The 13,859-nt window shown below is 66.1% G+C and carries 10 protein-coding genes and 1 pseudogene; 4 read left to right on the top strand and 7 right to left on the bottom strand.

The features are described from left to right. From ABW137_RS11995 to macS, 4 genes are all read right to left on the bottom strand, one after another. On the bottom strand, positions 1 to 1,950 hold a 1,950-nt coding region (locus ABW137_RS11995), incomplete at its 3' end, for a cellulase family glycosylhydrolase (protein ID WP_526400127.1). A 622-nt stretch (positions 1,951 to 2,572) separates the two neighbouring features. Then, positions 2,573 to 4,483: a DUF2339 domain-containing protein gene (locus ABW137_RS11990; protein WP_526400125.1), complete on the bottom strand. Its 1,911-nt coding sequence runs from the start codon at positions 4,481 to 4,483 to the stop codon at positions 2,573 to 2,575. Positions 4,484 to 4,605: 122 nt separating this feature from the next. After that, positions 4,606 to 5,265 (bottom strand): response regulator transcription factor, encoded by a 660-nt coding sequence (locus ABW137_RS11985; RefSeq protein WP_526400123.1) that lies wholly within the window; start codon positions 5,263 to 5,265, stop codon positions 4,606 to 4,608. Then, positions 5,249 to 6,394 (bottom strand): MacS family sensor histidine kinase, encoded by a 1,146-nt coding sequence (macS, locus tag ABW137_RS11980; protein ID WP_526400121.1) that lies wholly within the window; start codon positions 6,392 to 6,394, stop codon positions 5,249 to 5,251. Before macS ends, ABW137_RS11985 begins: the two co-directional genes overlap by 17 nt. Before the next feature lie 124 nt (positions 6,395 to 6,518). Between macS and ABW137_RS11975 the strand changes: the two genes are divergently transcribed. The 3 genes from ABW137_RS11975 to ABW137_RS11965 are packed head-to-tail and all read left to right on the top strand — an operon-like array spanning position 6,519 to position 9,804. Further along, a complete protein-coding gene (locus tag ABW137_RS11975; RefSeq protein ID WP_526400119.1) occupies positions 6,519 to 8,048 on the top strand; it encodes a hypothetical protein in 1,530 nt (509 codons plus the stop codon). Positions 8,049 to 8,050: 2 nt separating this feature from the next. Further along, a complete protein-coding gene (locus ABW137_RS11970; protein WP_526400117.1) occupies positions 8,051 to 8,494 on the top strand; it encodes a hypothetical protein in 444 nt (147 codons plus the stop codon). After that, entirely contained in the window at positions 8,491 to 9,804 is a 1,314-nt protein-coding gene (locus tag ABW137_RS11965; RefSeq protein ID WP_526400115.1) for an FHA domain-containing protein, read from the top strand. The genes ABW137_RS11970 and ABW137_RS11965 overlap by 4 nt, the downstream gene beginning before the upstream one ends. Here ABW137_RS11965 and ABW137_RS11960 read toward each other — a convergent pair. Further along, positions 9,801 to 11,882, bottom strand: a complete 2,082-nt coding sequence (locus ABW137_RS11960; protein ID WP_526400113.1) for a cation:proton antiporter domain-containing protein — start codon at positions 11,880 to 11,882, stop codon at positions 9,801 to 9,803. The two genes, ABW137_RS11965 and ABW137_RS11960, sit on opposite strands and share 4 nt — an antisense overlap. 64 nt (positions 11,883 to 11,946) lie before the next feature. Here ABW137_RS11960 and ABW137_RS11955 point away from each other — a divergent pair, with 64 nt between their 5' ends. Further along, the gene (locus ABW137_RS11955; protein WP_526400111.1) at positions 11,947 to 12,759 is read left to right on the top strand and encodes a serine/threonine-protein kinase; all 813 of its coding nucleotides are present in this window, start codon (positions 11,947 to 11,949) and stop codon (positions 12,757 to 12,759) included. Positions 12,760 to 12,774: 15 nt separating this feature from the next. Here ABW137_RS11955 and ABW137_RS11950 read toward each other — a convergent pair whose 3' ends face one another. Together ABW137_RS11950 and ABW137_RS11945 are read right to left on the bottom strand one after the other, a co-directional pair. Continuing rightward, positions 12,775 to 13,527 (bottom strand): amino acid ABC transporter ATP-binding protein, encoded by a 753-nt coding sequence (locus tag ABW137_RS11950; protein WP_526400129.1) that lies wholly within the window; start codon positions 13,525 to 13,527, stop codon positions 12,775 to 12,777. A 35-nt stretch (positions 13,528 to 13,562) separates the two neighbouring features. Further along, positions 13,563 to 13,859, bottom strand: a pseudogene (locus ABW137_RS11945) (amino acid ABC transporter permease); the annotation flags it as partial.

Raw genomic sequence — 13,859 nt, 5'->3', positions numbered from 1 at the left:
GGTCGAGACCGGCGGTTCCTTCTGCGCTGGGCTCACCACCGAGGCCGCGGGGCCACGATTGACGATGCGACCGTGTCCCCAGCGCGGTCCCTTCTTCTGCTTATCGGACGCGTTCTGCTTCTCTGGGGTGGATGCTGCGGGCGGCTGATTGGCGGGCGACGGTGTGACGTCCTTGGTGGGCTTCGCCACGACCGACGGCGTGACCGCGACCGGCGTACGTGTCGGCGTAACCGCGACCGGCGTGGGCGTCGGGGTAACCGCAACTGGCGTGCGTGTCGGGGTAACCGCGACCGGCGTGGGTGACGGGGTAACCGCAACTGGCGTGCGTGTCGGGGTAACCGCAACCGACGTGGGTGACGGGGTAACCGCAACCGACGTGGGTGACGGGGTAACCGCAACCGTCGTGGGTGACGGGGTAACCGCAACCGACGTGGGTGACGGGGTAACCGCAACCGACGTGGGTGACGGGGTAACCGCGACCGGGGTTGACGTCGGGGTTGGCGTGCTCACGGGTTGGGTCACAGCGGTGCTGGTTCCGGTGGTGACCGTAGAGGATCCGGTCGGGCTGACCACAGCCGTAACCGTCCCGGCCGTCTTGACCGTCGGGTCGACCTGAGCCGTGACCGCCGTCGTAGTGGTGACGTTCGTCGTAACCGTCTTGGCTGCGACCGTCGTGGCAGGAGCGGCCTGCGTTGCGATCGCCGCGGCGATCACGAACCTGATGGCGGTGAAGTACACGGTCGTTGGCGTGAGGCCGTACATGGAAAGGGACTGGTTGTAGATGGTCAGCAGGGCGTTGTCTGCGACGCCCTGACCGTAGTTGACCTTGTAGAACATGTATCCCGATGCGACGGATTGCACGAACGCCGAGCCGTAGGGATTGGTCCGCGTACCGGAAATGAAGTTCTTCACCACGGTGGCGGCCGCCTTGGGGGTCCAATCCGTGCGGAACAGCCCGAAGTTGTCCTCCGGATCGGAGCTACCGGTCTGCGAATCACGCGTGGTGTAGATGAAAGCCGGGCCTGCGTACGAAAGGGTCGACCAGGTGTTGAGGAAGTCCGAGATGAGACCCGCTTGCACCGCTTCGGTGTCCGTGACGGTGGGGTCGCCGTACTCGCTGGCCCAGATCTTCTTGCCACCGTCGCCGTAATAGACCATCAGCTGACGAATTGCTTCGAGTTGGCTCTTGGGCGAGTCCGGGAGAATTCCGCCGGTCGAGAATGCCAGCCCCGTCGCGTATGGGTGGAAGGACAGCGCGTCGAAGTAGCCCTTCGCCCCTGCCGCGTACATCTGGGAGACGTAGTTCACCGCGCCCGTCGCGAAGTCGCCATAGTCCTTGTTGACGGCGGCGATCACCCCGCCGACGACGGTTGCCGATGGGTCCGCGAGTTTGATCGCCGGGTACGCGGCCTTGAGAAGGGCAACGTAGCCTGCAGCGTTGGGCGTTGGGTTGTAGAAGTACTGCCCGTTCGGCTCGTTCCAGATCTCGTAGGCCGAGATCTTGCCCTTGTACCGGGTTGCTGCCAGCGCGGCGAAGGCGGCGAACTGCTTTGGGTCCTTCGGCGCGGCACTTGGTGCCGTTCCACCGGGAACGGCCGCCCACGCTGGCGCGCCGTTGATGTCGGCGAGGATTCCCATGTTGCGGGCGGTGGCGGCCTTGACGACCGCGTCGACCTGGGACCAGTCGTACTGGCCCTGTTTCGGTTCGACCCAGTACCACGGGATCACGATGCGAACGTTCTTCACGCCGAGCGACTGCATGGCGTCCAACGTCTTGTTGATGTTGGCGGTGTTCATGAAGAAGATGTCCGAATCGGCGATGCCGACCGTGGTGTTCGTCGGGGTGATCGCCGCGACTTGGGCGACGTCATAGCTGGCGACTCTTGGAGGGCCGGAAAACACGTTGGTCGCGGCAATGCTCATCAGCGCAATGGCAACGACGGTGATCACGAACCTGGATAGTTGGGCGCGCATTGGGTACATCTGTGTCGCTCCGATTGCAGTTTGCGGGGTCTTGGCAATGTTGCTGCAAGGCTGAACTTAACCCACGAACATGCTGTTAGCGACCATGTTCTGGTGAATAGTTCGGGCGGCTAATAGTGTGCTGGAATCCATACCTTTGGTATGACATTGTCTAGGGACGCCGTCCGAATTGCGCCACTCGGCATTCATGAGCAAATTTGGCAAACTAAGCTGATCGGCCATTCGCCAGCCCCATTCATGCCGCGCTAGCTAATTAAAGGGGCTCGGAAATGCCGGAATGCCGTCGCCGTCGGACACGAACGCCACCGTTCCCACCGGCTCGGTGTCACGGCAGCCACGCTTTGGCAACGAATTGGCCACGGCCCGGCGTGTTTGCTGTTTTTGATTCATCTATGCGGTAGAAGCCAGCCCGGTAGCGAACGGCGCGCCATGGCACGCGGCTTTCAGCAAATTCGGTTCCAGCCCGTCAAAAACGTCCATCAGCCCTACTACCAGTACTGACCAGCATATCCAGCCGTGTACTTTTGCAGTCAGCAAATCGCCCATTGGATCATGATCGTTGGTGCGAGGCCCCGAGCGTCTCGGATCCTTACGCCCGCTGCTCGCGGTCGTCCTGCTGCGTCAGCAGTCGCGCATATCCGGCGCCCATGCCGAGCAGCGCCAAACCCACCACGATGAAGACCACGACGCGGAAGATCCCATCCAGCGTGCCAAGGTCGAACAGGAATAACTTGGCCATCGCGGCGGCGACCAGCGCCACGCCGCCCCCGAGCCACAGCGACCGCTGGGCACGCGGCAACTTCGTCGCATACCGGAACACGGCCGCGGCCGAGGCGATCCAGCAGATCGTGGCCGCGACGTGTCCAGCGAAGAAGCCCTGCTCCCCGCCTCCGAGCAACATCCCCGCCGTCACCGTGAACATCGTCACCGCATAGAGCGCCACCACCGCCGCGATGGCCAAGAGCCAGTCATCAGGCCGGACACCGTCCTGCGCCTGGCGAGCACACGTCCACGCCAGCACGGCCACATAGGCCACGACCAGCAGGCTGGCGACCAGCGTCGACACCGCGATCGGCGTCTTCAGACCCGTGGCGGTGATCAGAGTGGTCAAGGGGGCGTTGGCGAGATAGAACGAACCGCCCACGGCGCCAAATCCGACCGCGCACCAGCGGGCCACCTGATTGCGGCGGCCCGCGGCCGCGGCGACGACTGCCATCGCCAACAGCACCGGCCCTGCCACTGGCCCGTCGAATGCAACCACCACGGAGATGAGCGCCGACACGCCACTCAGCGCAGACCACACGATCCGGACGGGAGGCGAGACCATCGGCAGGCGACCACCGATCGCCACGATCACGAGCAACGCCGCCGCCAACAAGGCGGCCATGGCGGCGGCAACCGCACGGTCGACCACCAGCGACGCGGCCAACACCGGCATCGTGCCAGCCGCGCTCAGCAGCGCCATCGCGACCGCATGTGCGGTGTGCCGCAACAGGATGAGCGCGCTACCGATTGCCAGCATCGCACCTACCAAACATGCGATCGCCAGCCACACGGACTGCCGCGAGCTGAACGTCGACGCCGCCAACGCGACGAGCAACGGCAGCGTTGCCGCCGCGATCCGCGCTGCGTGCAGGCCGATCCAGTCCCTACCCACTTGAACCGGCACCGACGCGGCGGCCAGTGCGAGCATGAATCCGACGAGGAGCAGGGTCGGCCCATCGGTGACGGCGGGCGCCACGCCGATCAACGGAATCAGCACCAGCAGGCCAAGGTGCTCGGAGTCCCACTGCCGAGCCAGCGTTAGGCCCGCGACGGCAACCACGGCGGCGATCGCCAGTCCGACCGGCGCGGCCACCCAGTCATAGATCGTGGTGATGGCGATGACGTCGATGTAGGCGGCCGCAATGCCGGTGGCCGCCAACGAGATCGCGCCGACGCGCCCACCGGCGCGCTGGTTCAGCCGCCATCCTGCGCCGACCAGACCTGCGGCCAGTACGGCACCGGCCCCCACCCGAAACTCCGGACGCAGGATCCCGGCCTGCGCCGCCAACACCAACAGCAGTGCCACGCCGACGAGCGTCACGGCGACGCCTGCCACGGCGAGCGCCTTGCCGATCCAACCGTCCGAGCGCGGGGTCGCTGCGGGCCGCATCGCGACACCCGCGGCCGAGTAGGGGCCGACGAGGTGCTGCGGAACGGCCGAGCGCACCGGTTGCCGCGGCTGCGGCGTATGTGAGTCGGGAGTGGCGGGCCGCTCGGATTCGGGCGTGACGAGTCCTGGCTCGGGTGGACTCACTGGCGCCTGTGGCTGCCAGTGGGCGTTCGTCGGCCAGGCATACGGTTGGGCTTGCGGCGGAGGGTAGGTCGGCTGAGGGGCTCGCTGCGCAACGATGCGCTCGAGGTGGCGCAGGTCGGCGGACGCCCTCGCCAGATACGCGGCGATCGCGGCGAAATCCCCAGACAAGCGGGCGATGATGGCCTGATCTGGTTCGGTCATTGCGCCATCGTGACACCACCGCCAGCCGCGAGGATGAGTATTACTACCCGATGCGAGCTGGTCATTCCCCCCGTCGCTTCGCTCGCCCCCGGTCCAATCCCCCGTCGCTTCGCTCGCCCCGGCTATTCGTCGAGGCCGTGTTCAATGGCGTAGCGGGCCAGCTCGACCCGATTGGCGACCTGCAACTTCCGGAACGTCGCCTGGACGTGGTTCTCGACGGTGCGATGGCTGAGGGTGAGTTGCTCGGCGATCTGCTTGGCGGTCAATCCCTTTGCGACATAACGCAGGATCTCGGTCTCGCGTTCGGTGAGGCTCGGTGTCGAGGCGTCCTTCGGGGCGCGAGCCATTCGTCGGTACTCGCCGAGCACCAAACCGGCCAATCCTGGCGTGAAGACGGCGCGGCCCTGCCCGGTGGCACGAACGGCGGCAGCGAGCTCCTCCTTGGATGCGCTCTTGACGAGATATCCAGTGGCCCCGGCCTTCACCGCCTCCAGCACGTCGTCGCGTTCGTCCGAGGCCGACAGCACCAGGATCCGTGAGGCCGGTGAGACGGCAAGAACCTCGGCGGTGGCACCAGCACCCGAGCCATCCGCGAGCCTCATGTCCATCACCACCACGTCCGGTTTCACCACCGCCGCGCGGCGGCGCGCCGAACCGACGCCGTCGGCGGTCGCTACGACGGTGAAGCCCTCCTCGGCAAGGTCACGCGCCACCGCCTCCCGCCAGATTGGGTGATCGTCGACGACCATCACCGAGTAGCCCTGATCAGTTTCGGCGGCCATCCACACCCTCTCTCGGAATGGTCAGTTCCCATTCCGTTCCCATTCCCGGTCCCGTACTCAACTGAGCCGATCCGCCTAACCAATCGAGCCGTCCAACAATCGATTTCGACACTCCGACGCGACCCTCGTCGACGGCTTGCTCCAGCCGTCCGGTCGGGATGCCGACTCCGTCGTCGCGCACGCTGATCACCACGGAATCACCGAGGTCCTCGAGCAGAACGTAAGCGTGCGCGTCCGCTCCCGCATGCGCCACCACGTTGTCCAGCGCATTGGCGACCGCCGCATCCACCTCGGCCGCCACCGCCGATGGAAGCGGCACCGGGCTGGCAGGCAGGCTGGTCGACACGCGATCCGAGGTGCGAGCCCGCAGCAATGGGACCAGATCGGTCTCCGCGCCCTGTGGCACCCTGGTCCCCGTATCGCTCACCCACCGCCGCAACACGCGCTCCTGCTGTCCCGCCAGCTCCGCCAACTCCGCTGTCGCACCGCCGATCTCGCGGCCCCGACGGGACACCAACGCCAACACCTGGATGGCGCCGTCGTGCACCTCACGGGAGAGTCGCTCGCGCTCCTCCAGGGATGCGGCCAATCGGACGGCCCTCTCCAACTCGGCGTGCGAGCGGCGCGCCGTTTGGGCGGCCATGCCGACCGCCAACCCGACGGCGAGCTCGACGACGACCGTCGCGTTGCGGCCCACGTCGGTACTGAGGTACCCCTTCAAGACCGCGTTGGCGGCCGTGACGACCAGACCGCCGCCCATGCCTGCGATCGGGCCGAGCAGGACAGCCGCCGAAATCGTTGCGTTGGTTGCCCACAACGTGGTCGGCCAGGACTGGTTGTCCAGTGCCCACTGCGGGGAGGCGACGACCTCGGTGGACAACATCAGCGCCACGACCACCACGACCTCGGCGATCACCCATGCCGGTCGACGGCCATAGCCGTGCAGATAGGCTGCCGCGCACGCCACGCTCCACGAGATCAGCACGGCGAACAGCGCCCACCCGATCGCGGGATGCTCAAGGTCGCCATTGATCGCGATCTGGAATCCCAGCGCATAAAGGCAACTGAGCAGCCGAAAGATCTGCGCCGCCCGCCACAGGGGTGAGGCCGGATCCTGCCGTGCCGCCATTTCCTCAGCATAGGGCGGGCGTCGCAGCAAAATTTAATGTCACAGATCCGCACACCTGAACAGTCGGTGCCAGGCCGCGGGTATCGGTACCATTCCGCCTGTGCGAGGCGACCTCCATCCAGGCATGATCGACACCCACACGTGGAGCGACGCCCTGGTGCAGGAAGCGGGCATCCCCATCGTCGACGTCCCATTCGTCACGATCGGCAGCGGCATCGGCTCATTCGTCACCTTCGACACCCTCCGCATCTACGGCGTACCCGCGGCGTCGATGGCGGTACTAGGCACCCAGAAGGTGCCATGGGACAGCTACGAGTACCTCACCCGGGTGTCCCAGATCCCGCGCGGCGAACGGTTGCGGTCCGATTCCGCGTCGACGCCCGACAACATCTGGGGCTTTCCGTCCTACGCGGTGCGCGAGGCCTTTTCGGCCAGCTCCGTGTCAGGGTTCGTCAAACCGCTGTGGAACGTCCTGACCGAACCGATCCTCACCAACTACTACACGCCGAAGGCGGGACAGGCCTTCGAGTCGATGGAACGCGAGTACCACCGGGTCGGCTATGCCGGGTCCCTCAAGAACGGCACCGTCAGGATGGTGCGTCGCCGCGACGCCGGCGGGTACTTCACCATCCTCACCCCACCGCCTGGCGTCACTCCCACCAAACGGATCGCGTTCCGCAGCATGTACGTCCACATCGCGGTGGGCTACCCCGGGCTGAAGATGCTCCCCGATCTGCAGGACTACCGGGAGAAATACAACGACCCCACCAAGGTCGTCAACGCCTACGAGCCGCACGAGCACATGTACCAGTCGCTGCAACGCAGGCCCGGGACGGTGATGATCAGAGGGAGCGGCATCGTCGCGTCGCGCGTGTTGCAGCGCCTCATCGACGATCGCGACAAGTACCACCTGCAGACCCGGATCTTTCATCTCTTCCGGACCTATGTCGCGGGCTCGCACGGCCCCAACGCCTTCAACCGGCGAAAGGGCAAGCACGGCTGGGCACATCAGGGGTTCAACTACCCCAAGTCGGTGTGGGGTGGTCAGCTCAAGGCGAAGATGCGCAAGCTGGAGGGTCAGGAGCGGGCCAAGGCGTACGACCTCATGGGCGGTACCAACACCCCGGTCCGCAAGGACTGGCAGGAGCAGCTCGCCCGCGGCCGCGCCGAGGGTTGGTACCAGGTGATGGCCGGCGAGGCCAAGAATCTGCGACCAGGTCCGAACGGTCGGGGGGTGGTCACCACGATCATTCCCGACCCGAAGGCGCCGCTGCCGTTTCCGCCCCCGACGCAGCCGTACGACGCCCCCTTCGACTACGTCGTCGACTGCACCGGCTTGGAGGCCGACATCCGCGAACACCGCCTGCTGGCCGATCTGCTCGACCACACGGGCGCGGGACGAAACCCCAAGGGTCGCCTCGACGTCGACCGCACCTTCGAGCTGATCGGCACCCGAAGCGGCACGGGCCGGATCTACGCGTCTGGGACCGCGACCCTCGGCGGGTACTTCCCCGGCGTCGACACTTTCCTCGGGCTGCAGATCGCCGCCCAGGAGATCGCCGACGACCTCGCCGCCAACGGCTTCTGCCGCAGGCTGGGACCGCTGCGCTCCACCCAGCAGTGGTGGGCCTGGGTCCGAAACACCAGGATCTGACGATGCTCCCCACTCTGAACGGAAGGATTCAGACCCGTGTCATCGCCCTCGGCGTCATCGGGTTCTTCGTCGCGCTGATCATCACTCCCCTGCTGGTGCCCAGGGGCGCCACCCTCGCGGAGGGGTACCGCGTGACGTTCAGCGTGTTGCTCGCCGTCATCGTCGTCGGCATCCTGTGGGAACTGCTATACCACCTTCTGCAGCAGTTCCGATGGGAGAAGGACTGGCCCACGCTGTTCGGACTGCTGACCGCCGTCAACGAGGGCATTGTGATCTGGCTGTTGGTTCGTTACACCACCCTCGTCCTGCCGGAGGATCTCCGGCCGTCGCTCGCCGCGTTCCTCACCCAGTTCGTCCTGACGTGGCTGGCCTTCTGGCTGATGGTGAACGGACCGATGCGCGTGCCATTTCATCGATGGCGATTCCAAGGGGGCCGATACCTTTGAGTCGCAAGCGAATCGAGCTCCTTCCCGGCAACCATGTCGTCGCCGCCAAGTCCGGCGCGGTGATCGTCATCGCGAACCGGGGCGGCGCACGGCTCACGGAGTCCTCTGGCGCGGCGCTGGCGTGCACCGCTCTGCTCGGCATCATCGACGACGCCGCGGCAAGTGAGGGCGAGCACTTCGGAGAGGCCTTCACCCGACTCGCCGACCGGTGGTCGTCCGACCAGAGCGACGACGTCGAGTTCGCGGGCGTCGCACCGTCTCTCACGGGTTTGGCGATCTACCTCCGAGGTGGAGTCGGCGTCAGCTTCCAGCATCCGCACGGCTCCGAGGAGCTCCTCGGCGTCAAGGGTGCGCCGTTCGTCGACCTGATTTCCTTGACGTCGGGCAAGGCGGCAGTGTTCGTCAGGGAAACCGAAGGCGCGCCGGTCATCCCGGGCGAACCGGGCATCGGGTCATTCGTCGAGGGCGTCGCTTTGGGCGCGGGTGCAGTCATCTGGCTGACCGGAGACCCCCTGGAGAACCCCGAGCGCACCGATTCCACCGGCGACACGCCGATGACGGGTCCGATGCCCACGCCGAGTGTCGAACTGCGCCCACCGAAGATCTTCGATTCATTTCGGCCGAACGACGTTCCACCCCCCTTGCGTCCTCCGCTACCTCCGATCCGCAAGGCGCCACCACCTCCCCCGCGGCCCGCGCCCCCGCAGCAACCGCCCCCGGTCCAGCAACCCCCACTGCGGGGACCCGTCCGACCGGGACCTCCGGGACCGCCCCCACCAGGGGTTCACGTGCCGCCACGGCCGCAGGCGCAGCAACGCGCACGGCCCAGGCCGCCGAGCGATCGCATGGTCCGAGGCGTGTTGTGCTCCGAGGGGCACCTCAACGATCCCCAGGCTCAGTTCTGCCGCGTGGACGGCCGCCGGATGGACCACACCAAGATCATCGTCGAGGGGGAACGTCCCGCCCTTGGCGTCCTAGTTCTGGACGACGGCGCTGCGATCGTCCTGCACGGAAACTGCGTCTTCGGTCGGGAGCCCGAGGCGTCCGAGTCGGCCAGGCGCGGCGCCACGCCCATCCGGCTCCAGGACCGTTCGGGCCGGCTGTCGCGAGCACACGCGGAGATCCGCCTCGTCGAATGGGAGGTTGCGATCCTCGATCTCGGCTCCAGGAACGGGACGTTCGTCCGGATGCCCGGCGATCACCAGCAGCGGCGACTCGCGCCGGGAAGTCCGTTCACCCTGATGCCCGGTTCGGAAGTCGCCATCGGCGGTCGGCTGTTGAACTTCGACTCGGCGAACCCGCGGTTCTAGGCCTCGGCTCGGCGACGGTAGTCAACGATCTCGGCGATCTCGTCCCGCATCGCCCGCTCGGAACGACCGGTCCGGTCTTCCACGCGAGCGACCGCGAACACTTCGGCGCCGGCGAGCGTGGCCTCGAGGTCCACCTCGGTGCCCGCCGACCGCAGGGGCTCCAAGCCGTACTGCAGTCGGCGCCGGGTGCGCGAGTCTCCGTCCGCAACCAGCACCGTCAACGGTGTGTCGGTGTGCAGCGCGGCCCGGGCGGCCGCAAGCACCGCGAGCAGGCCGGCTTCTTCGCCGTCATCCCTCGCGATGAGCCCCGTCGCTGAAATGGCAAGCGTTGCTTCACTTCCGGACTGCAGCCAAACCGAAGGACTCTCGGCGGGAACCACCAACACCACGACTCCATCGAGCCTGCGGTGAGCACCGGGATGGCGCCGCGCCCAGTCCTCGCTGATCACCACCACGTCGGCGTCGGTGGATTCGATCTGGCGCGGCAGGTCATCTTCGCGGCTCGACGCGAAGCGGCACATCGGACGCACCGGGGCGCTCGTCGCCGTCGTCTGCGCCAGGTAGGTCTTCAGATCGTCGACCGCCGCAGCGAGACCCGCCAGATCGAGCACACCAGCCGATCCGAGTTCGAGCGCCGGCTCGTCGGTCGCCTCGAGGAAGCGGGACAGCAGAACCTCGCCGGGGCTGTGGTCGGCCAACGCGGCATCCGCGACCCGCAGCATCCGGTCGGTGAAGGGACCCGGCGCGGAATCGGTCACCACCAGGACCCGATAGGTGTCGGCCGGGCCTAGGGCGGCCTTCTCGGCTGCCTCGATGTCACGGTCAATGGCCTTCTGGGGGTAGACGATTCGCAGCAGCGGATCAGCCATGATGGTGGTGACGAGCGCCATCACGACCATCATGGTGAACATCTCGGTGTCGAGCACGCCCAGCTGCTTGCCGACCGACAGGATGACCAACTCGGTCAATCCGCGCGTGTTCATCAAGATTCCGACGGCCGCACTCTGCCGCACCGGCATGCGCTGAGAGCGCGCGCCCACGAATGCTCCGATGAACTTTCCACCGATGGCCACGGCCAGGATCAGGAGCAATTGCCAGACCAAGCTCACCTGAGTGAACTTGGTCAGGTCCACCCCCTGTCCCGCGATGACGAAGAAGATCGGCAGAAGTAGTGACACCGCCACCGGTTCGAGTCGCTCGAGGATCTCGCGGGAGAACTCCTGCGCCGAATGCCGCGGCATGATCGCGCCGAAGAGGAACGCGCCGAAGATCTCGTGAATCCCTATGCGCTCGGTGGCCAATGATGACAGCAGGATGCCGACCAGGACGACGGCGAAGATGTCCGGCGTTACCCGGCCGGCCCGCTTGTACGAGTTCAAGAGTCGAGCAAGCAGGGGTTTGACGACGAGGAACATCACTGCGGTGAACGCAGCCGAGAGCACGACGATCCGCAGCACCTGCGCGGGGCTGTGGCCACCGACCACCGCCGTGACGAACGCGAGCAGCGTCCACGCCAGAACGTCGTCGATCGCGGCAGCTGCGAGCGCGAGGACCCCGACGGTCGTTCGATTCATCCTGCGGTCGCTCAGGATTCGGGCGAGCACCGGAAAAGCGGTGATCGACATCGCCACGCCCATGAAGAGCATCAAGCCCAGGAACGAGACGTCGACCTCGCCCTTGCCCTCGACGGTCGACGTGTCGTGCAGGGGGTGCAGGACGATGGTCGCCAGGGCGCCGAGTGCGAACGGCAGCACGATCGACGACAGCGAGATGACCCCTGCCCGTCGACCGCGTCCACGGATGAGGGTCAGGTCGAGCTCGAGGCCGATGATGAACATGAACAACACGAGGCCGAGCTGCGCCAGAATCTTCAGGATCGAGACGACGTCCTTGGGAAACAGGAACTGATCGATGTCGCCGGGAAGCAGTCCCAGTAGGCTTGGCCCCAGCGCGATTCCGGCGATGATCTCGCCGACCACTGCCGGTTGGCCGACCTTGCGCGCCAATCGACCGAAGAGACGGGCCACCACGACGATGATTGCCACGTCCAGGATCACGAACGCGAATGTGCTCCCCACCTGCAACAGTTAACATCATGGCGAGCACCAGCGCTCAACCTTTCGGACCACTGGGAGACCTGACATGCCCGCCGAATCCACAGCCGCTCCAGCCGCGATCGCGGATTACCGAATCGTACGGCTGTTGGCCGAGGGCAACCACGGCAAGTTCTACCTCGCCGAAGCACCCGAACGCCTGGGTCTGACGGAAAAGTTGGTCGCGCTCAAGGTCTTTCACAACGAGGTCACAGAGGACGCCTACCGCCGTGGTGTGCGGGAGCTGCGCGCCTTCGCCGCAGTGAAGTCGCCGCGTCTGGTCAAGATCTTCGACGCCGTCCTCGACGATCGTTTCTTCTACGCCATGGAGTACTTCCCACTCGGGTCGCTGGCCTCACCCGGCCGGGAGCTGACGCGCGCCGAGACACTGCGAGCGCTGCAGGACGCCGCCGTGGCGGTCCACGAACTACACGAGAACGGCATGGTGCACGGTGACGTCCAGCCCGCGAACATCATGTTCGACGGCACCGGCGGCAAACTCTCCGACCTCGGCCTGGTCCGGGTGCTCAACTCCGAGTCCACGGTCACGAGCATTGCCCCGACCACGTCGGTGGAGTTCATCGACCCCGAGCTGCTCCAGGGCGCGTTGCCGTCGCGGGCCACCGACATCTGGGCGCTGGGCGCCACCATCCACCGCGTGCTGACCGGCGACGGCCTCTACGGAGATCTGCCACCGGGTCAACCACTGGTGGCGATCCGTGCCGTCGTGTCCGGGCAGTCCAAGGTCTCGTCGAAGCTCGGCGTCGACGAAGCCCGACTGGTCCAGGCCTGCCTCGCCCCCGCGGAGCACCGGCCGCCCACCGCCGCAGCGGTCGCCGAGGCGATCGGCCGGCTCGCCTAGTCGCACGGCAACGGTCTACATGACCTTGGAGAGAAACTCTTTGGTGCGTGGGTGTTGAGGATTGCTCAGCATCGCGCGCGGGTCACCGCTCTCGACGATGACACCACCGTCCATGAACACCAGCTGATCGGCGACCTCGCGGGCGAAGCCCATCTCGTGCGTGACGACCAGCATCGTCATGCCTTCTGACGCAAGCTCTTTCATCACGGCGAGCACTTCGCCGACCAGCTCGGGATCCAAAGCCGAGGTCGGTTCGTCGAACAGCATGAGCTTGGGTTCCATGGCGAGGGCCCGAGCGATCGCGACACGCTGCTGCTGCCCACCGGACAGCTGGGCGGGGTAGGCGTCCGCCTTTTCCGCCAATCCGACTCGGTCGAGCAGTTCCTTCGCCCGCGCAACGGCCGCGTCCTTCTTGACGCCCTTCACCTGCACGGGGCTTTCGACGATGTTTCCCAGCACCGTGCGATGCGGAAACAGGTTGAAGTGCTGGAACACCATGCCGATGTCGCGGCGCTGCTTGGCCGCGTCGCGCGGTGACATCTCGAGCAGCTTCCCGCCCTTCTCGCGGTAGCCGATGAGGTCGCCGTCGACGTACAGCCTGCCCGCGTTGACCTGTTCGAGGTGGTTGATGCAGCGCAGGAACGTGGACTTGCCGGAGCCGGATGGGCCAACGATGCACAGCACCTGACCGCGGTCCACCTCCAACGTCACGCCCTTGAGAACCTTGAGCGCGCCAAAGTTCTTGCACACCCGTTCGGCCTTGACCATCACGTCGGACGTCGGCGCCGACTTCGTTAAGGACGTCATCCCTTTGCCTCTCCGAGTTGCGCATGGGCAAGGGCCTCGAGTTGCTTCGTCGTGAGCTTGCGCGACGCACCCCGGGAGAAGTGCCGCTCGAGGTAGAACTGGCCCACCATCAGGATGCTCGTCACCACCAGGTACCAGGTCGCGGCGACCAGGAGCATCGGCACGGGGTCGAAGATGCGGGCCGCGATCTCCCGCGTCGCGATGCTGTACAGGTCGAACGAATACGGCACGGCAGTCACCAGCGAAGTGGTCTTCAGCATGCTGATGACCTCGTTGCCCGTCGGCGGGATGAT

The sequence above is a fragment of the Mycobacterium sp. genome (assembly GCF_040509115.1).
In the GTDB taxonomy this organism is placed as follows: domain Bacteria; phylum Actinomycetota; class Actinomycetes; order Mycobacteriales; family Mycobacteriaceae; genus Mycobacterium.
The sequence above is the reverse complement of the archived record's forward strand: the minus strand, read 5'-3'. Positions and strand labels throughout refer to the sequence as shown.

Excerpts from the sequence above, each read along its gene's own strand:
- ABW137_RS11990 (WP_526400125.1), bottom strand. The coding sequence starts at position 4,483 with ATGACCGAACCAGATCAGGCCATCATCGCCCGCTTGTCTGGGGATTTC.
- ABW137_RS11985 (WP_526400123.1), bottom strand. The coding sequence starts at position 5,265 with ATGGCCGCCGAAACTGATCAGGGCTACTCGGTGATGGTCGTCGACGAT.
- macS (WP_526400121.1), bottom strand. The coding sequence starts at position 6,394 with ATGGCGGCACGGCAGGATCCGGCCTCACCCCTGTGGCGGGCGGCGCAG.
- ABW137_RS11975 (WP_526400119.1), top strand. The coding sequence starts at position 6,519 with ATGATCGACACCCACACGTGGAGCGACGCCCTGGTGCAGGAAGCGGGC.
- ABW137_RS11970 (WP_526400117.1), top strand. The coding sequence starts at position 8,051 with ATGCTCCCCACTCTGAACGGAAGGATTCAGACCCGTGTCATCGCCCTC.
- ABW137_RS11955 (WP_526400111.1), top strand. The coding sequence starts at position 11,947 with ATGCCCGCCGAATCCACAGCCGCTCCAGCCGCGATCGCGGATTACCGA.
- ABW137_RS11950 (WP_526400129.1), bottom strand. The coding sequence starts at position 13,527 with ATGGTCAAGGCCGAACGGGTGTGCAAGAACTTTGGCGCGCTCAAGGTT.